General features: G+C 58.1%; 20 protein-coding genes and 1 pseudogene. 13 read left to right on the forward strand and 8 right to left on the reverse strand.

Annotation, left to right across the window (positions count from 1 at the left end):
• Positions 1–337 precede the first annotated feature (337 nt).
• From AB8B29_RS26350 to AB8B29_RS26370, 5 genes are all read right to left on the reverse strand, one after another.
• Entirely contained in the window at positions 338–1,024 is a 687-nt protein-coding gene (locus AB8B29_RS26350; protein ID WP_112442199.1) for a response regulator transcription factor, read from the reverse strand.
• A 20-nt stretch (positions 1,025–1,044) separates the two neighbouring features.
• Positions 1,045–1,821 carry a 3-oxoacyl-ACP reductase FabG gene (gene fabG, locus AB8B29_RS26355; protein ID WP_439006824.1) on the reverse strand — a complete coding sequence of 259 codons (777 nt, stop codon included), beginning with the start codon at positions 1,819–1,821 and terminating at the stop codon, positions 1,045–1,047.
• A complete protein-coding gene (locus AB8B29_RS26360; RefSeq protein ID WP_439006825.1) occupies positions 1,818–3,533 on the reverse strand; it encodes an acetolactate synthase catalytic subunit in 1,716 nt (571 codons plus the stop codon). Before AB8B29_RS26360 ends, fabG begins: the two co-directional genes overlap by 4 nt.
• Positions 3,533–4,888 carry an aspartate aminotransferase family protein gene (locus AB8B29_RS26365; protein WP_439006827.1) on the reverse strand — a complete coding sequence of 452 codons (1,356 nt, stop codon included), beginning with the start codon at positions 4,886–4,888 and terminating at the stop codon, positions 3,533–3,535. The genes AB8B29_RS26360 and AB8B29_RS26365 overlap by 1 nt, the downstream gene beginning before the upstream one ends.
• 108 nt (positions 4,889–4,996) lie before the next feature.
• On the reverse strand, positions 4,997–5,686 hold the full coding sequence (locus tag AB8B29_RS26370; protein ID WP_112442191.1) for a GntR family transcriptional regulator: 690 nt from the start codon (positions 5,684–5,686) through the stop codon (positions 4,997–4,999).
• A gap of 252 nt (positions 5,687–5,938) precedes the next feature.
• On the opposite strand from AB8B29_RS26370, the gene AB8B29_RS26375 reads away from it, so the two are divergent.
• Genes AB8B29_RS26375 through AB8B29_RS26390 form a run of 4 tightly spaced genes read left to right on the forward strand, consistent with a single transcriptional unit; the run spans position 5,939 to position 9,945 of the window.
• Positions 5,939–7,057 carry an ABC transporter ATP-binding protein gene (locus AB8B29_RS26375; RefSeq protein WP_112442189.1) on the forward strand — a complete coding sequence of 373 codons (1,119 nt, stop codon included), beginning with the start codon at positions 5,939–5,941 and terminating at the stop codon, positions 7,055–7,057.
• Positions 7,054–7,959 (forward strand): ABC transporter permease, encoded by a 906-nt coding sequence (locus AB8B29_RS26380; RefSeq protein ID WP_439006828.1) that lies wholly within the window; start codon positions 7,054–7,056, stop codon positions 7,957–7,959. Before AB8B29_RS26375 ends, AB8B29_RS26380 begins: the two co-directional genes overlap by 4 nt.
• Before the next feature lie 58 nt (positions 7,960–8,017).
• On the forward strand, positions 8,018–8,815 hold the full coding sequence (locus AB8B29_RS26385; protein WP_047555902.1) for an ABC transporter permease: 798 nt from the start codon (positions 8,018–8,020) through the stop codon (positions 8,813–8,815).
• Between the two features lie 44 nt (positions 8,816–8,859).
• A complete protein-coding gene (locus tag AB8B29_RS26390; RefSeq protein WP_168596008.1) occupies positions 8,860–9,945 on the forward strand; it encodes an extracellular solute-binding protein in 1,086 nt (361 codons plus the stop codon).
• Between the two features lie 32 nt (positions 9,946–9,977).
• On the opposite strand, the gene AB8B29_RS26395 is transcribed toward AB8B29_RS26390, so the two are convergent.
• Both AB8B29_RS26395 and traA read right to left on the reverse strand, forming a co-directional pair.
• Positions 9,978–10,592, reverse strand: a complete 615-nt coding sequence (locus tag AB8B29_RS26395) for an HlyD family secretion protein (protein WP_092575335.1) — start codon at positions 10,590–10,592, stop codon at positions 9,978–9,980.
• A 229-nt stretch (positions 10,593–10,821) separates the two neighbouring features.
• Positions 10,822–14,787 carry a Ti-type conjugative transfer relaxase TraA gene (gene traA, locus AB8B29_RS26400; protein ID WP_439006829.1) on the reverse strand — a complete coding sequence of 1,322 codons (3,966 nt, stop codon included), beginning with the start codon at positions 14,785–14,787 and terminating at the stop codon, positions 10,822–10,824.
• Between the two features lie 177 nt (positions 14,788–14,964).
• Here traA and AB8B29_RS26405 point away from each other — a divergent pair, with 177 nt between their 5' ends.
• The gene (locus tag AB8B29_RS26405) at positions 14,965–15,249 is read left to right on the forward strand and encodes a TraC family protein (RefSeq protein ID WP_047555898.1); all 285 of its coding nucleotides are present in this window, start codon (positions 14,965–14,967) and stop codon (positions 15,247–15,249) included.
• On the forward strand, positions 15,239–15,457 hold the full coding sequence (locus AB8B29_RS26410; RefSeq protein WP_037191065.1) for a conjugal transfer protein TraD: 219 nt from the start codon (positions 15,239–15,241) through the stop codon (positions 15,455–15,457). Before AB8B29_RS26405 ends, AB8B29_RS26410 begins: the two co-directional genes overlap by 11 nt.
• Before the next feature lie 444 nt (positions 15,458–15,901).
• Here the strand turns inward: AB8B29_RS26410 and AB8B29_RS26415 are convergent.
• Positions 15,902–16,120 (reverse strand): annotated as a pseudogene (locus AB8B29_RS26415) (DDE-type integrase/transposase/recombinase); the annotation flags it as partial.
• Between the two features lie 348 nt (positions 16,121–16,468).
• On the opposite strand from AB8B29_RS26415, the gene AB8B29_RS26420 reads away from it, so the two are divergent.
• From AB8B29_RS26420 to AB8B29_RS26450, 7 genes are all read left to right on the forward strand, one after another.
• A complete protein-coding gene (locus tag AB8B29_RS26420; RefSeq protein ID WP_439006830.1) occupies positions 16,469–18,115 on the forward strand; it encodes an ABC transporter ATP-binding protein in 1,647 nt (548 codons plus the stop codon).
• A 277-nt stretch (positions 18,116–18,392) separates the two neighbouring features.
• Positions 18,393–18,878, forward strand: coding sequence for a MarR family transcriptional regulator (locus AB8B29_RS26425; RefSeq protein WP_047555692.1), 486 nt, complete (start codon positions 18,393–18,395; stop codon positions 18,876–18,878).
• Between the two features lie 23 nt (positions 18,879–18,901).
• The gene (locus tag AB8B29_RS26430; RefSeq protein ID WP_037191069.1) at positions 18,902–19,600 is read left to right on the forward strand and encodes an SDR family NAD(P)-dependent oxidoreductase; all 699 of its coding nucleotides are present in this window, start codon (positions 18,902–18,904) and stop codon (positions 19,598–19,600) included.
• Positions 19,601–19,602: 2 nt separating this feature from the next.
• Entirely contained in the window at positions 19,603–20,934 is a 1,332-nt protein-coding gene (locus AB8B29_RS26435) for an NAD(P)/FAD-dependent oxidoreductase (protein ID WP_439006831.1), read from the forward strand.
• 78 nt (positions 20,935–21,012) lie between these two features.
• Positions 21,013–22,686 (forward strand): peptide ABC transporter substrate-binding protein, encoded by a 1,674-nt coding sequence (locus tag AB8B29_RS26440; RefSeq protein ID WP_112442171.1) that lies wholly within the window; start codon positions 21,013–21,015, stop codon positions 22,684–22,686.
• An 81-nt stretch (positions 22,687–22,767) separates the two neighbouring features.
• Positions 22,768–23,718, forward strand: coding sequence for an ABC transporter permease (locus AB8B29_RS26445; RefSeq protein ID WP_439006832.1), 951 nt, complete (start codon positions 22,768–22,770; stop codon positions 23,716–23,718).
• A gap of 10 nt (positions 23,719–23,728) precedes the next feature.
• Positions 23,729–24,628, forward strand: coding sequence for an ABC transporter permease (locus tag AB8B29_RS26450; RefSeq protein WP_439006833.1), 900 nt, complete (start codon positions 23,729–23,731; stop codon positions 24,626–24,628).
• Positions 24,629–24,634: the final 6 nt, after the last annotated feature.

Here is a 24,634-nt window from a genome sequence, read left to right on the forward strand (position 1 = left end):
CTCCGGTCATAAATTCCGCTGATATGCCACCGCACTCGCGCTAGGTCCTTGCCCGGCCAAGTTTTCCGCCGTATCGATCAATGGGGGCAAAAGGATCAATCTTGAACGCACGTTGCAAGCGAGCGGGTCTGGATCCGGAGGTTTTTTGTCCACGGGTTTCGATCCAGCGATCTGATCGAGGCGGCGCATCGTGGCGTTCCCCTGCAGGAGCCATGCAACAATCCCTGTATAAAACTGTGACCCAGGGCGGCAAGCTACTACAACAATGGCGAGCAGAAGAACAGGCGCGCGGGGCGCCTCGTTACTTTGGAGTGGAGCGTTCAGCCCGCAGGCTGAACTAGTTGGTCAGCGCATAGCCACGCGTACGAACAGTACGAATAAGATCCGGCCCCAACATTCGAAGTGCCTTGCGAATGAGACCTATATGAATATCCACCGTCCGTGGCTCAACATCAGCATCCGCTGGCCACGCTGCATCAATCAGCGTCTCACGGCTTTGAACAGCTTCAGGATTTTGCAAGAGATGGCGTAGCAGGCGGAACTGCAAGGCGGTCAATGGGACATCGTGACCACTTCTATGCACCTTGGCGGTAGCTGAATTCATTTCGAGGTCGGCGTAGCGAAGCACATTGGCCTCTGCCGCGACGCCGCTTTTTTCGATCAGAGCATCTGACCTGAGGCAGCGAAGAAATGCGATGAGACGAACCGGATCAAAGGGGCGCGTTAAAACAAGATCGGCACCATCCTTTTCGAACAATGGATCCCTCAATTTGTCGAATTCATTGCAAAGGAGAGCAATTGCGATTTCAGGCCGTGCGATCTTGAGAGATCGCAAGCCCCCAGGGCCCATTTCAGAGGACGCGCCATACATGATGACGACTCGCACGCTATCGTCACGCAGTGCGCGCACCGTTTCGTCTAAAGTGCGCACAAGTGCGACAGGAAACCCGTCAATGGCGAGAAGATGTTGCAGAAGCAGAAACATTTGCACATCGTGCGAATGGACAAGAATTCGAAAATCCATATCTCCTCCTCCGGCTTGTTTTATAGCGGAGCAAACTCACCGCCATTCACATCCAGCACGGCACCATTGATGAACCCCGCCTCTTCCGAGACGAGAAAGCAGATGGCGGCTGCAACATCCTCCGGTGTCCCGATCCGTCCGAGTGGAATGCGAGCAAGCGCAGCCCTGTTGGTCTCACCGTCTGGTGCCCCTGCCATTTGCGTCGTAATCCTGCCGGGAGCGACAAGATTGATGGTAATGCGGTGACCGGCAGAGGCAGCCACTAGCGAGCGAGCCAACCCGGCAAGCGCTGACTTCGACGCGGCGTAAGCTGCACCCGAGATCTGTGGAATCGTGCGGCCAGCAATCGAACTGATGAACACGATGCGCCCGAAATCACGGTCGATCATGTGCGGTAGGACGGCCTGGCAACACCGCATTGCGCCAGTCAGGTTGACCGCGAGAACCGAGTGCCACTCGTTGGTGGTGATTTGTAGGAATGGTGTTGCACCGTTTTCGCCCTTTGGGGATATACCCGCGTTGCTTATGAGGATATCCGCCGTGGTCCACTTGCGCTCCAGCGCATGGAAGAACCGTTGTATCTGTATCGGCTTGGCCAAGTTCACCGTCCGAGCAAAGACATTCTCAGCGCCGAACCGCGCCGAAAGCATTTGCTCTGCGGCTGCAACATGGTCGCGGCGCTGCCCGAAAATAGCCACTTTGTAGCCATGCGCGAGTAGGCTTGCAGCGGTTGCCAAGCCGATTCCCGAGCTGCCGCCGGTCACGACAGCAAGCTTTTGCCGAGAAGCCGAGGTCATGCTGCACGATCCATCTCAGCGAACAGTGACAGGGGTGGATGTGCCTCTGGATCCGTCATCACTTCGATGAGCAGCGGTTCGTTTCCTTCGATGCCACGTTTCAGAGCTGCTGCGAGTGCTGCGGGATCGTTGATGCGGATCGAAGGGCATCCGCAGGCTTTCGCAAGCGCGGCGTGATCGACTTCGGCGAAATGGCACGCGGAGGTATATTGGCCGAACTTCACTGTCTCGGCATCGCGCTGAAAACCCAGAATGCCATTGTTGAGCACGATGATGGTCACCGGCAAACGCATCCGCATCATCGTTTCGAGCTCGGCCCAGCTATGGGCAAAACCGCCGTCGCCGACGACCGCGACCACTGGACGCTTCGGCTCGGCAGCCTTAGCGCCGAGCGCAAGCGGAAAACCCCATCCAAGTCCGGCTAGGCCTCGCGGTGTGATGAAACGCATGCCCGCCCGTGGCGCCCTCAGCTGCCCAAGAATCCACATGGAGGAATAGCTGGCGTCCGCGACGATTGCGATATCGCGCTGCAGCCAGGGCTGCAACTCAGCCATGACCCGCTCCGGACGAATGGGAGAATCGACCGAGGCATACTGAGTATGGCGCGCTTCATCGAAATGTCGCCAGAATGAAGCAGTCCGCTCTTCGAGAGGCGCGCGCAAGTTTCGTCTGAGCGCGAGGTCGCAGCTTTCAAGCGACTGGCGCAACGCCGCCAATGTTTCCCTCGCGTCGCCGACAAGTCGGAGAGCCTCATAATTTCGGCCTACCTCCGTTGGATCTATATCGATATGGATCACACTTGCCTTGGCCGGTATCTGTCGCCAATTGTCAGTGCCGTTCTGATTGGTGCGAGTCCCGATGAGGACGACCAGATCCGCTTCTGACATAAGCTCATGGCTGTAGAAGCCAAGGGATCGCGGGCCGACCAGGGAGCCCAGGACACCGGCAGACAGTGGATGGAATTCGCTGACAGCGCCCTTCCCCATATTGGTCGTGAAGATAGGCAGGCCTGCCTCATCCTGCAAACGTGCCAGTTCTTCAGCTGCCCCAGCACAATGGATACCGCCGCCGGCAAGAACGACGGGCGATCGGGCATTGGCGATCCGTTCGGCGGCTGTTTGCAGATCGTGATCCGATGGTCGGGTTCGATCAAGCGGCCATCGTCCGAGATTGCTGATGCGGGGTGCTCCGGCGACGGGCGCGGGCGAACGTAAGAGGTCAGCCGGCAACAGTAAGGCTACTGGGCCGGGGCGACCGGAGGTGGCGGCAGTGAACGCCGCATCGACGTAGTCGTCGACCCGTTCAGCAACTGTGACGCGCCGGACCCATTTGGTGCAGGATTGGAATAGGGCTATCTGATCAAAATCCTGGAAAGCGTTCCTGTCCGTCTGGTCACGCTCAACATCCTGGACCATTGCTACAACCGGAATGCTCGCCTTCAGGCACTCGGCAAACGGCGGCACAAGGAGGGTCGCGGCCGGGCCATTCTGGGCGGCAACAACCCCGACTTTTCCGGAGCTACGGGCATAGCCATCCGCCATGGCTCCCCCCATGTTTTCCTGCCGATAGGCAATCTGGCGAATGCCGCGCGCCTCGGCGGCAAGGATGAGCGCGGACGGCAGGCTCTGGGCGAAAATCATTTCAACACCATGACGTCCGAGCGCTTCTGCGATCCGATCGGCGACCGTACCCATCATTGAGGTTTCCTTCATTACCGTCCCTCCCAACCCGTTCTGCTGTTCTTTTCCAGAAAGTCATCAAATACTGCGACAATGCTTTCGACATCGGCGCCAGACATCGGTGTCGACAGGCATGCCGCGGCGCCGAACGGCAGCAAAATCCCGCATGCCAGGAAATGTCGCGAGAGCGCCCGCATGACGTCATTCTCCTCCGATGTCATGGTCGCGATATGGAAACTCGTCGGCGCGATCCTCCTCGGATGGATGCGAAACAAAGACGCCGCTCCGGAAACTGAAAACGGGGCGCTCCGTTTCAGGACTACATCCGCCAACCCCTTGCGCAAACCATCCCCCAATCGCTCTAGACGGTCGAAGGCTTCGAGCGTCATGGCCTCCATTGCAGCCTTTCCGGCAACCATGGACACGGGATTCGCCGAAAACGTACCGCCTTGTGAAAGGAGCGGCGCCTCATCGTCACTACCGAACACAGCCATGACGTCCGTGCGGCCACCAATGGCGCCCACTGGAAAGCCGCCCCCGATGATCTTGCCGACTGTGATCAGATCCGGTTCAAGACCATAGCGGGCCGAAGCACCGGCAAAACCCTGCCTTAGATTGAGAACTTCATCGGCAATGACAAGAATGCCGTATTTGCGGGCGACGGCAGATACTGTTGCGATGAAGTCGGGCGCCGGATGCAGCAGGCCTGCCCTGCTCGGCATCGGATCGATGAGAATGGCAGCGACGTCGTTTGCTCTCGGCGCGATTGAATGCTCTATACCGGCAACATCGTTGAAATTCAGAACAAGGACATTGTCGGCGATCGATTGCGGCGCGCCGGGATAACCGAGCTTAGGCAAATTTCTCCCGGAAGCGTCGTCTACGATCACGCCACCCTGACCGGCCTCGGCCCAGTCATAGGCGCCATGATAGGAACCCGCAAAGCGGACAATTGCTGATCGTCGGGTGAAGGCCCGCGCAGCCTTGATGGCAAACATGACGGCTTCGGTACCACTATTGACGAAACGCACCTGTTCCATCGCCGGTAGGCGCGAGACCAGTAGTTCGCCTAGCGCGATCTCATATTCCGTGGGATTGGCGAAACATGTGCCCATTTTCAAGACTTTTTCGACGGCCTCCGTGACGGGCGCGAAACCGTGGCCATGGATCAATGTCGTAAAGTTGTTGTTGAGGTCGAGCAGACGGTTGCCGTCCGCATCCCAGACATAGGCTCCCTCGCCTTTGGCGACGTAAATCGGGATGGGATCCCTCTCGATCGTGGAGCGTGTAACACCAGCCGGAAAAACGCCTTTTCCCCGGCGAAAGAGATGAGCTGATCGGGCTCGAATAGCCGACCAGCCTCGTCCCTGAGCTTTGTCCGTAAACATGATAGGAGGCTTTCTGTTGCAAGTTCAGACGCGTGTCTTTGCACCGCCTTTATATTTTTGTTGCAACAAAATTACTCGCCGTCAAGTCAATGCATCAAAATTTTGACATCAAGAGCGCAAGTTTCTCCTCGCCGCGCGCCGCAGGCTGCGATAGCCATCGCGGATATCGCTCTCAAATGCGGCCCTCAAAGCGGCGCCATCACGCTCAGCGAGTGCCTCCATTGCCATCTCATGATTGCGCACGCCGTACTTCTCTTCAGCAAACTCCGGATAGAGGTTGTAGAGCGACGGACCGATGCGCAGCCAGAGCCCTTCGATCATTGAGACTAGATAGGGAAGGTCTGCCATGCGATAGACCGAGAAATGAAATTCCTTGTTGTGCCGAAGCGCTGCCGTGTAGTCACCCACCTCCAGAGCCGAATTTATTTCATCCTGAATTTGTCGTAATGTATCAATATCTTGACTATTCCCATGCAAAGCTGCCCGCTCGGCCGCAAGACCCTCCAGAGCAAGTCTGATCGAGGTTATCTCCTTTAAATCCGACTCCCTAAGAACAGGAACAATCACCGTCTTGGGACCGGCGTAAACCAGTGCGCCGTCACCGATCAGGCGATTGATGGCATCGCGAGCAGGCGTCGAACTGATCCCCAGCTCCTCAGCAACGGCGCGTACCGTCATCTTGTAGCCGGGCTCATAGACACCTCGGATCAAGCGCTCCTTCATTTCCCGATATGCGGTATCCCCCAACCCGCTAGCCTGCCTATCCAAACCCGCACCTTCTCCCAGTTCTAATATCATTTTCCGTTCCCGCTGTTGACAGGCCAATATTTTGATGCAACAAAAAGATTATGTGAAGTTTTCGCAAAGCGATTGTCACATCAAAATAGCTTTAGCAGCCCGCTTTGTGACTGTCACCGGGTTGCTGGTTCAATGAATTCTGCATTCAAGCGATCTGCAGGGCTGCCAAAAAGAGGCTAGCACCGTTCGCGGATGGCTAAGGCAGCGCGAAAAAAATGGGGAATTCTCACTTAACAGAAGGAGGGTAATGATTTGATTGGCCGAAGATTGATCCTTTCGGAACTCCAAAAACGCTATGCAGACATCTGGGCTGTCAGATGCACAAATCTGGAGATCGAACCGGGCGAGTTCGTCTCGATCGTCGGTCCGTCTGGATCCGGCAAGACATCGCTGCTGACAATGATTGCCGGCTTCGAGATGCCGACCGCGGGGACGATCCGCATTGGCGACAAAGACGTCACGCCTCTGCCACCCAACCGTCGTGATATCGGCATGGTCTTTCAGAAATATGCGTTGTTTCCGCATCTGACGGTAGGACAGAACATTGCTTTTCCGCTGAAGATGCGCCGCGCGCTTTCGGGAGCGCCGCTTAAATCGCGACTGGAGGAGATACTTCAACTCGTTCAACTGTCCGAATACCGGGATCGCTATCCGAACCAACTATCAGGCGGGCAACAGCAGCGGGTTGCAGTTGCCCGAGCGCTGGTCTTCGATCCGCCGGTCATTCTCATGGACGAGCCACTTGGCGCACTCGACAAGAAGCTGCGCGAGGCGATGCAATTCGAGCTCAAACGCATACAGCAGCGACTCGGCGCGACCGTTGTCTATGTCACACACGATCAGGACGAAGCTCTGGCGATGTCCGATCGAGTTGCGGTCATGCGGCAAGGCGAATTGCAGCAGATAGGAACGCCTACCGAGCTTTACGGCAAACCTGCCAACGCCTTCGTCGCTGACTTCATAGGCGTGATGAACTTCGTGCCCGGTACTTATGTCGGGACCGAGAGCGGCAAACATGTATTTCAGGTGGCGGAAGACCTCCTGTTGAGGGCTCCAACCGTTTCGGATGGCAGTGCCATCCATTTGGTAAAGGGTTCGCCGCTTCATCTTGCCATCAGGCCCGAACATATAAGTCTGGCACCATCAGGTCAAAATCGCGACAGTACGGGTGCCGGAATCGTAGAGGCATCTGTCTTCTTCGGCTCGACCAACATCCTGCTTGTCCGCCTCACAAGATTGCCCAGCGTTGTCCTGCGGGTGCAGTTGCCCGCCGGACAAGCGACGGCCTTCGAACAAGGAAGCAGTGTCAATCTGCTGATCGATGAAGCGAGGGTGCAAACCTTCCCGATCAAGGAAGGATTTGCCGCATGACCTTGCCAGCTTCCCCTTCGACCGCGACAAACCAGTTACGGCCGGCCACGTGGATGCGGCCCGGTTCTGCACGACACTATGCAGCCATCTCTTCCTGGCTACTTGTCTTGCCGCTTCTGGCGATCTATGCGATCGGCTTCCTTTATCCTTTGACCAAGTTAATCACCCTCAGCTTTATCGGAGGCCTATTCGCCAATTACGGGCGCCTTCTGGATGATCCTCTCTACGCGGCCGTTCTTGCGAATACCGTGGGAATCGCCACTGCTGTCACCGTTAGTTGCGTTTTCTTAGGCTACCCCGTCGCCCTTGCCATGGCCCGCCTCAAAGGGAGGCTGGCCTTGGTCATTGCGGCATGCGTCTTCATTCCGTTATGGACCTCGGTTCTCATCCGCTCATATGCCTGGATCGTGCTGCTTCAGCGTCACGGCATCGTCAATTCATTACTCGTCGCGACAAACCTGACGGATGGACCGCTCAAGCTTCTCTACACGCAAGGTGCCGTCGTGCTGGCGATGACGCATGTGCTCCTGCCCTTCGTCATTGTCCCAATCTTTTCCACCTTGCAAATGCTCCCACAGGACTATGCCCGAGCGGCACGCAATCTTGGAGCCGGGGCGATCCGGACCTTCCTCTTCGTGACCTTGCCGCTCAGCCTCCCAGGTGTCTTTGCCGGCGCAACCATGTGTTTCGTTCTTGCGCTGGGCTTTTACATCACGCCGGCTCTGGTCGGAGGCCCGGGTTCGATGCTGATGGCGAACCTGATCGGCCAGCAGACCACTGTTCTACTCGACTGGCCATTTGCCGCCGCCCTGTCGACGGTTCTTCTCGCCATGACGATCGTCTTCATCGTCGTATTTCGCAAGGCGCTTTCCTTCAGCAAAGGATTCAGCAGTGTTCATTGATCAATCTTCCACCTTACCACCACTTTTCGCTGCGACCGGCAGGCTCAGGCTCGCGGCTTTGCATCCCCTTGGCAGGGCAGCAGCGCTCATCGGTGCTGGCGTGCTCGTCGGAAGCATCCTGTTCTTTCTAATTCTGCCGACGCTGCTCATCATCCCGATGTCGCTAAGCCAAACCGATTACATTCAGTTCCCGCCGCAGGGACTGACCTGGCACTGGTATCAGGTCTATTTCAGTGATCCGGACTGGATGGCGGCGACATGGTTTAGTATCAAGATCGCAATTGCGACAACTGCAAGCGCCACCATCATAGGAACCATGGCGTCGCTTGCCATCGTCCGGGGGGATCTTCCCTTCAAAAACGCGCTTCAGGTCCTGTCGGTTGGGCCAATGATCGTTCCGCATGTCGTCTTCGGCGTTGCCCTATATCTAGTCTTCTCACCGTTGCAGCTTACTGGAAGCTTTATCGGTTTTCTGATCGCACATACCGTGCTTGCCATCCCCTATGTCGTTATTACGGTTACGGCATCGCTCCAGCGCCTCGATCCGACGTTGGAGCTTGCGGGGTTGAGCTGTGGCGCAAACCGGCTGCAGACATTCTTTCGAGTTGTGCTGCCCAATATTGCGCCCGGCATCGCATCTGCCTCCGTCTTCGCCTTCCTTGCATCATTCGACGAGGCGACTGTCGCCTTTTTCATCTCGGACACCGGCGGAAAATCAATCGGGCGTAAGATGTTCGAAGACATCGATTTCAATCTGACGCCGGTGATTGCCGCTGCGTCTGCGGTTTTCGTCGCCGTCTCCTTGCTTCTGATGGGAACGACACACCTGCTGACCGCCCGCAAAGCCGGTCAATGACGCCGAAGCCAACAAATTCAAAACACACACAAAGAGAACATTCCATGTCATCTGAAAGCTATCCGACACGTAAATTCCAACTCCGGCGATTGGCCTATGCTGCTGCCGGCCTCCTGGGGCTACTTGCCCCTCCACAATCGGCGACAGCTGCAGGACAAGTCATCATCGCCTCAACCGGTGGGGCGTATGACCGGGCCCTTAAAGAGGCGTGGTTCGACCCATTCACCAAGGCCACAGGCATCGAGGTTGTGACGGTTGTCGCCACCAATGCTGAAATGCGCGCCAAAGCCAGTGCAATGGTAAAGACAGGCAACGTCACCTGGGATCTATACCTTGACGGCGAGATACAGGCAGCCTCAAAAGCACATCGTGAGGTCACGGAGGATCTCACCGAGTTCTGCCGCCAATTTATCGACCGCAAGGATCTTGGACCTCACGCCTGTGTGGCCGGCGGCGCTCTTCTTCAGTCGACGGCCACTCTGCTGGCCTATCGGGTTGGCAAGGTCGGCGATCCCCTGCCGGAGACATGGGCGGATATGTGGGATACGAAGAAATTTCCGGGTGGGCGTGCGTTTCCCAACTTTGACGATCCCTGGCGGGTGATGGCAGCTGCCCTTCTGTCCGATGGCGTACCGCGAGACAAGTTGTTTCCTCTCGATGTCGATCGTGCGTTGAAGAGGCTTGATCAAATCCGCCCAGCTGTCTCGATCTGGTGGAAGACTGGCGATCAGAGCGTGCAGGGTTTCCGCAATGGCGATTATTCACTCGGCCAGATCTGGTTAACGCGAGCAAAGGCGATGCAAACTGAGGGTCTGCCCATTGGCTGGTCCTATAAGGCATCCTTTCTGGTTGGCGATCGCATCGCACTGATCAAAGGTGCGCCCCATCACGACAATGCACTGAAACTGATTGCCTTCTGGCTAAACTCTCCCGAAGCTCAGGCACAGGCCTGCACTATTCTGTCCTGCACTCCTCCCAGCATCGAGGCGGCTGCACTGATCCCTGAGGAGGTTAGAAAGACCATGCCAAGCGCTGAGGATGTTCGCGATTACATTGTCGTGCCGGATGCGGACTGGATCAACGCCAACAATGCAATGTTGCTTCAACGCTGGAACAATTGGATTCGCTAGTGAGTGGATTCGATTCACCGTCCCTGCATGGCCTACGACGTGACTTCGACGATCGGCGAGAACAGATATTCGAGGATCCCTCGTCTACCGGTCTTGATCTCTGCCGTCGCGGCCATGCCGGGAGACAGCGTTACCGAATTGCCGTCAACGTTCATGACGCTGCTGTCGAGCTTGATGGTAACGGGGAAGACGAGGTTCTGAACCCGCTGCACATTCGCCGTTGGCACGGTTGCCTGTGGCAGCTTGGTCGGATCGCCCGCGAGCTGGTTGGCATCCGGCTCCGGAATGGCGTCGGTGGCGACAGCCGTCACGCGACCATGGATCACGCCATAGCGCGTGAACGGGAACGCCTCGATCTTGACCACGGCCGGTTGCCCGACCGACACGAAGCCGATGTCGCTGTTCGGAATATAGGCTTGTTGATCGAGGCCGACCGGATGGTGCCATCGATCGGAGTGCTGATCGTCCCAGTTCGTCGGCTTGCCGTGAGCATCTCCCGCCTTCTGAACATTGTCAGCGACAGAGGTACTAACCGTCTTCCCTCCATCGCTCGTGGTGACCGCCAGTGACGCCTTTGGCTCTTCGAGCTGGCCGGTCTCCGCGGCGAGCGTCTCCTCCTTCTGGTCCGTCTCAACAGCGGCGATCATACCGGCCTTTGAACCGGCGTCTTGATCAACCAGCGTCGAGCGGATAACCGAGCATTGATCAAAATGGGCGGCGTTGGCAGTCCAAGTCCTATATGCGCTCAAAACAGTGGGCGAGGCTGGCTTTTAGATCCCCATCGAAGACTCCACTTTGCTCGTGGTTATCGGTTGGCACCATGAGTATTCTTTCCTCGGACTCGATGTTAAGGCATGGTTACCCGTTGCCCCAGGTCTATCTTTCCATGGTCCGCGTTTGACCCGCAACCCGCGCCTTGCGCTCTGAAATAATCCTCTGGTTTTCATCGAGACGAGCGATCTGTTGTAGGATTTTAAAGTTATCTCGCACTGCGCCGAATGTCTTTCGTATTTCAGGAGGCACTAGGCTGACTAGATCGTTGTCGTTGCGCAAGACGGCGCCGCGTCCGAAGCGAGCATCAAGCGCAGTGCTAACCGTGGCAAATTCATCCCGGATTTTCGGATCGAGCCCGGCGATCATCTCCTCCGATAACTGTCTGTTCTGCTTCACCATTGCCATAATTCGCGTCAGTTCGCGTTGGGCTACTTGCGACAGGCTTGGAATGGCGATGCCCATGCGCCGACGCTGGTTTTCGACGGCTTGACGCTCCGTCTCGAACGAGGACGCATAGGTCGAAGCCAATGAGGAGAGGCGCGTCGCGGCGTTTGCAACGGCCTCGCTCGCCTGCCTGCGCTCGCGCCCGGCAGCCAGCAACCGATCCAACATCCTGCCCGAGCCACGCAACGCTCCGTAAGCGGCGGGATCGCTGTCCACGGCAGCGGCAATCCGACCGGGTGCGACACCTCTGACGACGAGATCTTCGATCATCTGCACCGCGCCTGCCGGATCACGCCATATGCGCTCCGCGGCCTGCGTCAAGGCCTTTCGCGCCTGATGATAGTGAGGTTTAGCCAGTGTCCGATCGCGCGCCTCCTCCTCGATCGACGTCCTGAACTCGGTCACCGCGGGAAGTATTGGTGGAGCGGAGGCATCAGTTGAACGCAAGGTTCGCTGCATTGCTGCGGTGGCAACGGTCGACGAATGTCCCAGCTCCCTGCGTGCTAACGCGCTGACTACACCATCCTCCGAGTCGATATCTCGCAAAACGTGCCTTGCGTCGCCATAGATTACACGCCGATCCTTCTCGATAGCGGACGATAGCGCATTGCCCGCCCGTTCCCAGAGAGCAGCAAGCTGCTCCCTCTTTTCCGCGAACCAGGCCAATTGTCTGTGGACGGCATCCTCGATGGCACCGACCTTGTCCGCCAGCCAGACGATCCCGCGCTGGCGGGCGAAATCCCTTGCATATCGCCGGTAGCCGTCTTCCGCCTCATAGTCGAGTGTCGTCGACTTGGCGCCCGAGCGCGAAAGGCGTTCGACGAGCTCGTTGAACAGTTTCGGGCGATGACTCTGCATTTCAATCCGTGACTGTCTCTCCCCAGCTGACTCTACCCGAATTGCCGTCCAGACATTGCGCTCGACCCGCCGCTCCTCGTAGCGCTTCGCGCCCGTCTCTTCGTCGATAACGGGCACTTTGACCGTGACGGGCTCCATTCCGTCTTTTCGCAACGTAACGCTATCACCAATGTTGATGTTGGCTTGCGCAAGGGCTGCCGGTAGGCTAACGCCCCACATTCGATGTCGCTTGCCGTCGTCCGTCCTGAGATCGGCATAGGGCGTCGGATCAACCTCGCTTCCCTCGCGGAACTTTGCTTGACCAGTCTCGATAAGTTCGCCGGTCACGCCGGCACTATGGGCGACGCGTGTCTTTCCGTCCCATCGCCGCCGCGGCGCGAAATCCTCTCGTGCTGCGTAGAGGTCGGCGCGATGACGATGACGGGTCATCGCCACATAGGTCAAATGGCGGTCCATCATGCCGCTCGCCAGCACGAAACTGCGCTCGACCGTCGCTCCTTGCGATTTATGGATTGTCACCGCATAGCCGTGATCGATGTTACGATAATGACGTTCGCCGAATACGACCATATGGCCATTGTCGAGGCGTACCGTGAATAGCGTAGCGCCAAACCGATCCGTCGTCGACATAACCGTGCCTAGCATGCCATTCTTGACCGGCTGCATCGTCGGCTTTGTTCGGCCAGGATCGGGTATGCGAGCATTTTCTAGGAAGATGATACGGTCGCCAGCGGCGAACTCACGCATGCCTCGTTCGGTCCGAAATGAGCGAGGATGGTTCAAAAACCCCTCCTCCTTTATCACCGAACGCAATGCCTCATTTAGGCGCTTCACGCTCTCATTCGTATGGGCAAGCACTAAGAGTTGGTCGCCCCTTAGATGAGGATCTGGATAAGCGCGGCTATCAAGAATAGCTTCCGTCTGGTCCCGAGTAGGGCTCTGTTTGCGATCAATTTTGCGGTCGTCCGGACGCTCCTTCCTTGCCTGCGACCAATCGGCGACGATCCTGTCGATCGCCTCGTCGCGGCATTGCGTCTCGATGATATGACCCTGGGCGGCGTAGGCATCGAGCGCTTGTTCCACCGCGCCTTCGGCAAGTTGCCTCGATGCAGCGCGGGCCCATTGCTGTTGCTGCCGACGCACATCGGACAGTTCAGCGAAGCCGATGCGCTCGGCGACGGCGCGGAAGGCGGCCCCTGCCCCGATCGGCTGCAACTGCATGGCATCGCCGACCAGTATCACCTTGGCTCCTGCCTGCTCTCCCGCCCTTAACATCCGCGCCATCTGACGCGATGACACCATGCCGGCCTCATCGATGACGAGCACGTCGCCGGGCCCAAGCAGATCACGGCCCTTGCTCCAGGCAAGCTCCCAAGAAGCCAGTGTGCGTGACTGGATGCCGGAGCTCACCGCCAGACCTTCGGCCGCCTTGCCCGAAAGCGCTGCCCCGACCACCTGCCGACCATCACCTTCCCAAGCAAGTCGGGCAGCCTCCAACAGTGTTGACTTGCCGGCACCGGCAAGGCCGACGACGACCGCAATCCCGCTGTCTCCGGTAACATGATGTACCGCATCCACTTGCTCAGCATCCAACCGGAACAACAGATTGGGATCACGGTGTTCAAGTCGTTCGATTGCGGCACGTACCCGTTTCGCGCCAATCGCGAAGCCGCCGCTTCTTACCAATACCTCTACAGATTTTACCATCTCCCATTCGGTGCGCAACGTCTGGCGCGTTGTATAGACTGCAGGTTCTGTTGACGCGTCACTCTCCCAATATGCCTGATGCGGCTTCAAGAGCACCAGTTCATCCGACATCATCAGCTTAGCGCGGATATTTGCGAAGGCTGCGGGATCGTCGATGTAGCGGTTGAGCGCTCTGGCGATGTCGCGTTCATCGAAGGTGGAATATTGGTTGGAAAGCTGGGTCAGCAACAGCTCGGGATTCCTCAACAACCGGTCGGCCATGGCCTGCCGCCGCGCAAGTTCGGCGGGTGCGAACAACATCTGAGCGCCCTGTCGCTGCGACGCTGCCTTAGCCGGACTGAGATGGTGCCGCGCAAGTCCGCCGATCCCTTGCTCCTCATAAGAGCGGCCATCGAGACGAACATCATGGCCGGCGAGCGCCAAATGCCGGCTCGCCATTTCGGCCCAGGCGAACTTCCACTCCCTCATCGTTTCCTTGTCTCCGGCCCATCTCAGATAGACCTGCTTGCCCTTCTTCGAGGCATCCAACGCCGGCATGCGCACCGGCTGACCGTCATCGTCGATGACCGCCACCTTCTTCAACCCGAATCCATTTTCCGCCAGAGGCCGCAAGGTCATTAGCAGATGGACGTGCGGGTTCCCCGGCTTATCGTGATAAACCCAGTCGGCGACCATGCCGCGCGCTGTCACTTGATCGCGCACGAATTCGCGCATCAGAGTCACGTTCTCCTCGTGTGTGAGTTCCTCCGGCAGTGCGATGATCAACTCGCGCGCCAGCTGGGCATCCACTCTCGTCTCAAACTCTTCAACCGCATTCCAAAGGATCTCGCTGGCGCCGGCCACGGATCGGCCCTCGATCGCGTTGCTTAGCCAGGTCGGCACGTCCGCAGGAAGCGCCAATTCTTCATGCACCAGTTCCGCGGTATCGCCCCGAGAACGGTAGGCTATGCCGGTCTGTTTATCGATCATCCGGCTACGATGGCGATAGGCGGCGGCGGCAATCACGCAACGTCCAGCGCCTCGACTGATCAGTTGTGCCCTAACAAACATGATCGGCAATAGTCGTTTCTCCGTCTAGTTCAGTATGCATCCGTCAAATCGCTCCCTGAACCGCCAACGCGAGGCATTTGTTTCGCCTGACGGGTTCTATCGGATCAAAATAATCTATTTTACTAACTCTTACTAGTCAGTATAATGGCATCTACCTAGCTTCACCGACACGGGGATATGGATAATATGGCTTCAAAATCAACGGTTCTAGATCTCGACACTCAAATTCAGGCGCTGATGGAACGTAAAAGATTATTGATAGTTAAGTCTGCCGAACGATTTGCACGTGCGGCAACAAAGTCGGGCGTGGCCGAGATGGAGATTACCGACACGCAGATCGACGCACTCTTTAACGAGATTGCCGCTCGATTTCGCAGGCAGACAAAAGAGACCTCTCTCACCACCTCTGAAACGTCTCAACCGGCGGATCATAGGTCTGGAACGGCTAAGGAACATCCGCATGTCGGCTGAGCAAACGGCTCAACGGCGTCAGCAGGCTTTGCTAGGTGCAATGGTCGTAAGAGCGGGCCTAGGAGATGCTGATCGAGCATTCTTGCTGGGCGGCCTCGTAACATTGGCGAAGCTGTTTCCCGGCGCTCCCGAATATGAACAACTGCGCAGTATCGGGATTGAAGAATTCAATGCATCCGCGCGATCGGCGGATCGGTCAGTGCGGTAAAGTCACTTCAGTCACTGAACCTTTTGCAAGAAACGCAGCTCGGTCTTACGCATCAATTCTTCAAGGAGGACCTACTGAAGGCCCTTCGCCCGGATAGCAACCCCGCGGAACGCAAAAATCTTTCAGAGGCGTGTCAAGGGCGGAGCAAAACCCTGCCACGCGGCGGAGTAAAAGTCGGCCACGCTTTACGCGCGTATGAGACGGCCGGGAGGGCGTAGCCCGAGCCGGGGGCGTCTTGCGCGCGTAGTGATTTCCCAAAGGATCTTAGCCTGCCTTTCTGGCGCGGCTTTGAGCGAGACGATAGCTTTCGCCGTTCCATCTCGAGGATGTTGACCTGGTGGATGATGAGGTCGTGCGGAGCGCCAGGCGCTCGGACCTCAGTGTTTTCGCCCAATCGTCAAATGGCAAATTTCTCGTGATTAGGGCTGGCTGTCGCAAACTTTTTTAGGCCGCAGAAACAGCTATCGCCGGACGCAATTGTGCAGCGAATTGCTGAAATGCCGATTGGCCACTGGTTGGAAATTGGTGACTGCGGGTCATACGCGCCACAGCGATGCCATCCAGGGTTGCTGACGCAGACTAGAAAGATTTGAAGCCTCTCATCGGGCGGCTCAGCTTCTTGATAAACCGGTGGTCCTGTTCAATGATGTTGAGATATTTGACCAGCATCGGCGCCTTGTGCCCCGGACCTTTGTGAATTGACCTGTCCGACGGAGTGACATCCCCGGGCTCTTCAGCAACACCCACTTGAAGAGACCCGTATTGCACGCCGAGATGGTCGGCGGGCTTTTCCCAATCCTACAAGCCAGCAAGCACTAGGAAATGTCGATAGCGCCTGAACGTCAAAGGACGATTGCGAAAAGCCACAGACGTCGTGAAATTGAATATTCGCTCAAGGAATTTCTCTGCTTGCGTCATGTCCGGTAATGCCGGCATCCTTCTTGCTTCTGTCAATCACGAGTTCTCGCTGAGACGGCGTGTTGTCCCTGGTTCAGAGCAAGGAAGGTTTCCATGACCCCATCCCATATCCAGAATGTCGCTGCCTTCAGCGATCCGGTTCTCTCGGTGCGTGGACTGACTGTGAGCCTTCCCAAGAACATGGAGCGCGCCTATGCGGTCGAGGATATCTCCTTTGATCTGTACAGGGGCGACATTCTCTGCATTATCGGTGAATCCGGTTCCGGCAAATCGGTAACGGCGAACGCCATCATGGGCCTGCTGGCGCCGGTTATCCGGGTCACGAGCGGCAGCATCCGATTCCAGGGCATTGACCTTTTGAGCGCTGATCCGAAAAGACTTCAGGGGCTGCGCGGTCGGGCTGTCTCCATTATCTTCCAGGATCCGCTTTCGGCGCTGAACCCCTTGATGACGATCGGCGATCAGATCCTGGAGGTCCTTGAGACCCATAAGGTCGGCACCCCTTCGAGCCGGCAGGAAAAGGTACAGGAGTTGTTGTCCGAGGTTGGATTGCCCGACCCTGTCATGCTGCAGCATCAATATCCTTTCCGCCTGTCTGGCGGCCAGCGCCAACGGGTGATGATCGCCATGGCGCTGGCGCTTGATCCCGATATCCTGATCGCCGACGAACCGACCACGGCGCTCGATGTCACGACGCAGGCGCAGATTCTCGATCTCATTCGCAAGATTCAGCGGCGCAAGAACATGAGCGTCATGTTCATCACCCACGACTTCGGCGTCGTCGCTGAAATTGCCGACCGGGTTATCGTCATGGAAAAGGGTCGTATGGTCGAGCAGGGGCCCGCATTGCAGATCCTGACGGAGCCGACCCATCCCTATACACAAAGGCTGATCGCCGCCGTTCCTCGAATGACCGGTAGGGATCGGGAGGGGGCCACCGACACGCCTGTCGTGCTGGAGGTGCAAAACCTCAACAAGACCTATCGAAGCGGTGGCGGCTTTTTCTCCAAAGCGCGGGTTGTGCATGCGGTGAACGATGTCAGCTTCTCCATTCGTAAGGGCCGCACGCTCGGAGTCGTCGGTGAATCGGGCTCGGGCAAGTCTTCGCTCGGCCGCGTGCTCTTGAAGCTGATGAACTCGGACGGCGGCAAGATTCTGTTTGATGGTCGCGATATCGCGACCATGTCTGATCAGGCGTTCAGGCCGATGCGACCCTATATCCAGATGATCTTTCAGGATCCGTTTGCATCGCTCAACCCCCGCCATACGATCGGCCGAATTTTGACGGTCGGGCCGATGGCACACGCGATGTCGATGCAGGAGGCCAGGGCCAAGGCGTTGCGGCTGCTCAAACGCGTCGGCCTCGACGAGGGCGCCTATGATCGCTTTCCGCACGAATTTTCCGGAGGCCAACGACAGCGCATCGGTATCGCGCGGGCGTTGATGTTCGACCCAGTGCTGCTCGTAGCCGACGAGGCCGTGTCCGCGCTCGACGTCTCCATTCAGGCGCAGATCCTTCAGCTTCTTGCCGAGATTCAGCAGGATACCAAAGTGGCGATGGTCTTCATTACCCATGACCTGCGCGTCGCAAGCCAGATCTGCGACGAGGTGGCGGTGATGTACAAGGGTGAGATCGTCGAATATGGACCACCATCACAGATTTTCCAGGCGCCAGCTCACGCCTATACGCAACGCCTCGTCGCAGCTATTCCCGGCGGTGACTGGGAAGCAAGTGCTTAAAGGGGATCGCTTGTCCGGGACTCTACTGCTGCGGATGTAAAACGGGATGTTTCTGATCATGTTGCCTTTTTCACGGCGCACCAAGCTTATGAAATAGGCAATGACTTTCCGCGATTAAAATTTGTACCGACGTCGAAAAAAATAGTTGCATTTGTCCACTATCCGACGTTTCATATCGTCGAAAATTCAAACGATCCATTGTCGTTCATCTCAGCGATATCCCCTTTCTTGACGGATTGCGGGCGTGGATTTCTGCTGCCTTCGCGAGCCCCGTGCCATGACGACACCGACTAAGAATGGCCCTACCTCTGTTAAGGACATCGACATCGATGTGCTCGAGGATACGCTGAGCTTTTACATCCGCAGCATCAACATCGCGGTGTCCCGCGATCTCGACGAGAAGCTCGAAGGTCTCGATGTCGCCCAGGGTACGGGCAAGATCACCACGCTCTTTCTTGTCGATGGAAATCCCGGCATCCGCCCTTCCACGATCGCCCAGGTGATTTTCAAGGACCGTTCGGCCATGGGGCGGCTTGTCGATCAGATGGAGGGACATGGGCTCCTGCGGCGACAAATCGCACCGGAGGATAGCCGCGCTCAAGCCCTCTACATCACCGACAAAGGCGCCCAGCTTGCTGCGCATGTGCGCAGGCTGGTGACGCTGCAGTCCCGCGAATTCTTTTCGGAGATGACCGATGAAGAGCACGACCTGGTCCTCGACATCTTGCGCCGGACCTATCGGCGTATCTTGGAGCGATCATGACGAACCGAGTATTGGAGAAGGCTATGAGTGAAGACCGCGTCGCCTTGATATCGGGTGCCAGCCGCGGCATCGGTGCTGCCCTGGCGCAAGAATTGGCCGCCCGCGGTTGGCGCCTTTCGCTCGGCATGCGGCAGCCGGAAATGCCGGCCTGGGCCGACCCTGCCCGCGTCCATGTCTTTGCCTATGACGCGTTTGATGCGCAGGCCGGGATACGCTGGAACGATGCGGCAATCGATGCTTTCGGACGCATCGACGCAGTCGTTGCCAATGCCGGCATCATGATCCCCAAGACCGTCATCGAGGCTGATGACAACGACATGGACCAGCTGTTTGAGGTCAATGTCAAAGCCCCGCAGCGTCTGGCAAAAGCCACATGGGCTGCTTTGTCCGAAAGCGGCCGAGGTCGCGTCATTATCATTGGTTCGCTTTCCGGCAAGCGGGTCAAAAGCGCTAAATCCGGGCTTTATGCCGTATCAAAATTCGCAGCTGTCGCTCTCGCCCATGCGCTTCGCCACGCAGGTTTCGATCTCGGCATCCGCGCGACGGCCATATGCCCAGGTTTTGTCGCAACCGACATGGCGCGCGGCATCAGCGGCAAGGCCGATAGCGAGATGACGAGCCCTCAGGATCTCGCCCGCATCGTTTCCATGCTGATCGAGCTGCCGAACGAAGCAAGCGTCGCGGAGTTTGCGATCAACTGCCAGCTAGAGGAGTCTTACTGAGTATGCCCGGCCCCTATGTAGTCCCCGTGCATGGGGATACGGAATTGCCCAAGGAAGTCGACGTCGTCGTCATCGGCGGTGGCATCATCGGCACCTCGACAGCCCTCGAACTGTCTGAGCGCGGTCTGCGTGTCGCGCTTTGTGAAAAGGGGGGAATCGGCCAGGAGCAGTCGAGCCGCAACTGGGGCTGGGTACGCATTTCCAGGCGTGACCCGCGCGAGGTACCGCTGATGGCGGAGGCGCTGCGCATCTGGAGCACGCTCGACAAACGCACCGGCCGCGACACTGGCTACAGGAAAGCGGGCATCGTCTTTACCTGCGCCGACGACAAGCAATATGCTGATCATGAGCGATGGAACCGGAATCTCGAGGGCTATCAGCTCGATAGCCGCATGGTTGGCGCCGCTGAATTCAAGAGCCTTTTTCCGGGCTCCCAATTAGACCTGAAAGGCGCGCTCTTTACAGCGTCAGACGGCCGGGCGGAACCACAACGCGCAGCGCCGGCAATCGCCGAAGCCGCGCGCGACAAGGGTGCGACGATCCTCACTGAATGCGCCGTGCGCGGCATCGAGACGGCCGGCGGCAAAATCTCGGGCGTCATCACCGAGCGCGGCCCGATCGCCTGCAACGCGGTCGTTCTCGCCGGCGGCGCCTGGTCAAGCCTGTTTGCCGGCATGTTCGGACTCGACCTGCCGCAGTTGAAGGTGATGAACTCCGTACTGCGCACCAAGCCGCTGGAAGGCGGCCCCGAGCAGGCGATCTGGGCCAACGGCTTTGCTTTGCGAAAGCGCCAGGATGGCGGCTACACCATCGCCTCCGGTCACGAGAACATCGTCGACATCGTGCCGAAATCCTTCCGCTATGCCGGCAAGTTCTTGCCGGCGTTCAAAAAGGAATGGCGCTCGCTGAATTTCCGCCTCTCCGGCCGTTTTCTTGACGAGGTCCGCATTCCCGACCGCTGGGCGATGGATGAGGCAAGCCCCTTCGAATATTGCCGCGTTCTCGATCCGAAACCATCGACCAAGCTTTCGAATACGGCGCTTGCCAACCTCAAGAAAGCCTTCCCGGTTTTCGAAAAGGCCGAGATCGCGCAGCGCTGGGCTGGCTATATCGACGTGACGCCCGATGCCGTGCCGGTGATCGACGCGATCGACAGCATTCCAGGCTTCCATATCGCGACCGGCTTTTCCGGCCACGGCTTCGGCATCGGTCCGGCCGCCGGGCGGCTGATGGCCGATATCGTCACCGGCAAGCCGCCGATCGTCGATCCCAAGAACTTCCGTTTCTCCCGCTTCCACGACGGTTCGAAGATCGAACTGATCAGCGGTTTCTGACCTGCTCGCCAATAAAAGACAGCAAAAACAATAAGAGAGAAGAACAGCCAACGTCCTACCAACAAAAAGGGGAACAACATGTCCGACGCAAACGACACTATCCTCCTGAAACCCACCCGCCGTCAGGCGCTGACCATGATGGCGCTCGGCGCTTCCGGGCTGATCATGCCCAATATTCTCGGCCGCGGCGAAGCCTTCGCGGCACCGCCCGCCAAGCCGACCGGTCAGCTCGTCATCGGCTTTTCGCAGGAGCCGACCGTCTTCAATCCGCACCTGATACACATCGAAGTCGATGAGGGTATCCATTTCAGCGTCTTCGATCCGCTCTTCAACGTCACCCCGGATGGCAAGTTCTCTCCCGCGCTTGCAACCGAAGTCCCGACCGTCGAAAACGGCGGCATCTCGGCCGACGGTCTTAAGTGGAAGATCAAACTCCGCGACGGCGTGAAATGGCATGACGGCACTCCGTTCACCGCCGAAGACGTCAAGTTCACCCTCGAACTCATGGTCGATCCGGATTTCCGCAGTTGGCGCAAGACTGGTCACGAGCTGGTGCGCGATCTCACCGTCGTCTCGCCGACGGAAATTACCTGGCGGATGGAAAAGCCGTTTGCGCCCTACCCGTCGATCCTCGCCGCCACCTTCATCGTGCCCAAGCATATCCTTGGCGCGGAGAAGGACAAGAACAGCGCGCCCTTCAACAACGCGCCCATCGGCACAGGCCCGTTCAAATGGGTCGAACGCATCGCCGGCGATCACATCACGCTTGCGGCCAACACCGACTATTACGGGGAGGGTCCCTACCTCGAGACCCTGGTCTACAAATATATTCCCGACCTGACGGTGCTTTATACGCAGTTCAAGACCGGCGATATCGACGTCGTTGGCCTCCAATGGATTACGCCGGATCACTATGACGAGGCCAAGGGGCTGGATGGCAAGGCCGTCGCCGTTGTTCCCGCTGCCACCGTCGAATCCGTCGGCTTCAACATGGAGCGCCCCCAGTTCAAGGACCCGGCGGTACGCGAGGCGCTCTATTGCGCGATCGACAAGCAGACGATTATCGATGCGCTCTATTACGGCCTGCCGACGCCGACCGAGAGTTACATACCGCAGCAGTCCTTCTACTATAATCCAGACCTGCCGAAGCAGGAATTCAGCACCGACAAGGCCAAGAAGATCCTCGACGATGCCGGCTGGAAGCCCGGTGCCGATGGCATTCGCGTGAAGGACGGCGTCAGGCTCGCCTTCACCAACTCCACCACCGCCGGCAACCATATCCGTGAGCAGGTGCAGCAGTTCATGCAGCAGACCTTCAAGGATATCGGCGTGGAGCTCACCATCTCCAACCTGCCGCCGGCGGTCATGTGGGGCGATTATTGGACAATGTCGAAGTTCGATTCCGTCGTCGTCGGCATCAACTTCCAGACCGGCTCCGATCCCGACACGTCGGATTACTTCCGCTCCACCGCAATCACCGCCAAAGGCGGAGCCGGTCAGAACTCCTGGCAATATGCCAATCCGGAAGTCGACAAACTCCTGGCTGAAGGCGGCCAGATCTTCGTGCCGGAGGAGCGCAAGAAGGTCTACCAGAAGATCCAGGAGATCATGCGCCACGACCTACCTTTTCTGCCGCTGTTCCAATATGCGACCGTGCGCGGGCACAAGGTAGGGGTTGAAAACGTCATCCCCAACGTCAACGTGCGCATCGACACATGGAACGTCGGCACTTGGTACTGGGCCAAGGCCTAGCCGTCCCGTTCCAGCCCTTCGATCCGTTGCGGGTCGGAGGGCTGGCTGCTTCCCATCTCATCACCGTCGGAGACGAATGCCATGCTTCGCTATCTCCTCAGTCGCCTTTGGCAGAGCCTGATACTGCTGCTGCTCGTATCGATGATCGGCTTTGCCGTTCTCACCCTCGCACCCGGCGGTCCGCTATCCCAATATACGCTGACGCCGGGCATGACCAAGGAGGCTCTCGACCGGATCGCCGCGCAGATGGGCCTCGACCGTCCCCTGCCCATCCAGTATCTCGACTGGCTGCGGCACATGCTGATGGGCGACTGGGGCCATTCCTATCGCGACAACCAGCCGGTGCTGTCGATCATTCTCGGCCACCTCTTCGCCACGCTGCTCCTGATGGGCACCTCGATGGCGATCTCGATCGTTCTCGGCACTTGGATCGGCATCAGGGGTGCGACCAAGCGCTATTCGATCTTCGACTATAGCGCCACCATCGGCGCCATGGTGGCACTGTCGATCCCGACCTTCTGGTTCGGCCTTGTCGCCATCTATATCTTCTCGCTGAAGCTGAAGTGGCTGCCGGCCGGCAACATGTACACGGTCGGCAATGGCTCGCTCGGTGATTATGCGATCCACCTGATCATGCCGAGCCTGGTGCTTGCCCTTGTCAACATTGCTGTGTGGAGCCGCTACATGCGCACCGCCACGCTCGAGGTCATCAACCAGGATTTCGTCCGCACCGCCAAGGCCAAGGGCCTATCGCCTCGACGCGTGTTGATGCGGCATGTCGTCGGCAATTCTCTGCTGCCGATGATCACCCTTGCCGGCGTGCAATTGCCGACGATCCTCGGGGGCGCGCTGGTGGCCGAAACCGTCTTCACCTGGCCGGGAATGGGGCGGCTCTTTCTCGATAGTCTCGGCTACAGCGACTACCCGGTCGTCATGGGCCTTCTGATGTTCTCGGCAGTCTTTGCGCTGATCGGAAATCTGCTCGCGGATCTGTTGGTCGCCTTCGTCGATCCGCGCGTCCGGCTCGGTTAGGAGAAACGCCATGTCTTCCTCTTCCCCCACCAGCCTCTCCTCGCCCGTATCCGCGCATACGCGCTGGTGGCAGAACCGTACGCTACGCCGTTTCGCTCGCCACAGGCTCGCCCTCCTCGGTGTCGCCATGATCACGCTCATCATCCTTACCTGCCTAATCGGGCCGTCGCTACTTCCCTATGACGAGCTTTTCATCGATTTGCGCCACCGCTTCGCGCCGCCCTTTACGGCCGGCTACCATATTTTCGGGACCGATCCGCTCGGGCGCGACGTTGCCGTGCGCCTTTTCATGGCCGGCCGCATCTCGCTTCTGGTGGGCTTCTTCGCCATGGTGCTCAGCACCTTGATCGGCACCACGATCGGTGTCGTCGCCGGCTATTATGGCGGCCGCCTCGGCATGCTTCTGATGCGCTTCGTCGACGCCTTCCTGTCATTCCCCAGCATCTTCTTGCTGCTGACACTCGCCGCCTTCATCAAGCCGAGCCCTTTCATGATCACCGTCATTATAGCTGTAACGAGCTGGATGGAGGTCGCGCGCATCGTCGAGGCAGAGGTGCGCTCGTTGCGCGAACGCGACTTTGTGCTGGCGGCCCGCATGCTCGGCCTTTCCAACGGCTGGATCATGTTTCGCGAGTTGCTGCCGAACGCAATGGGCCCGATCATCGTAGCGGCTACCCTGACGGTGGCACGTGCCATTCTGCTTGAGGCCTATGTCAGCTTCCTCGGCTACGGCATCCAGCCGCCCTTGCCAAGCTGGGGCAACATGCTGAACGGTGCCCAGCAATATCTAGCCAGTGCCCCGTGGCTGGCGATCGTTCCCGGCGTTGCCATCACCCTTGCCGTCACCAGCTTCAATTTTATCGGCGACGGCTTGCGCGACGCGCTCGACGCCCGCAGCGACCTGAACTGAGGAAAA

This window comes from Rhizobium sp. 11_C7_N12_5, from assembly GCF_051811145.1.
Classification (GTDB): Bacteria; Pseudomonadota; Alphaproteobacteria; order Rhizobiales; family Rhizobiaceae; genus Rhizobium; species Rhizobium lusitanum.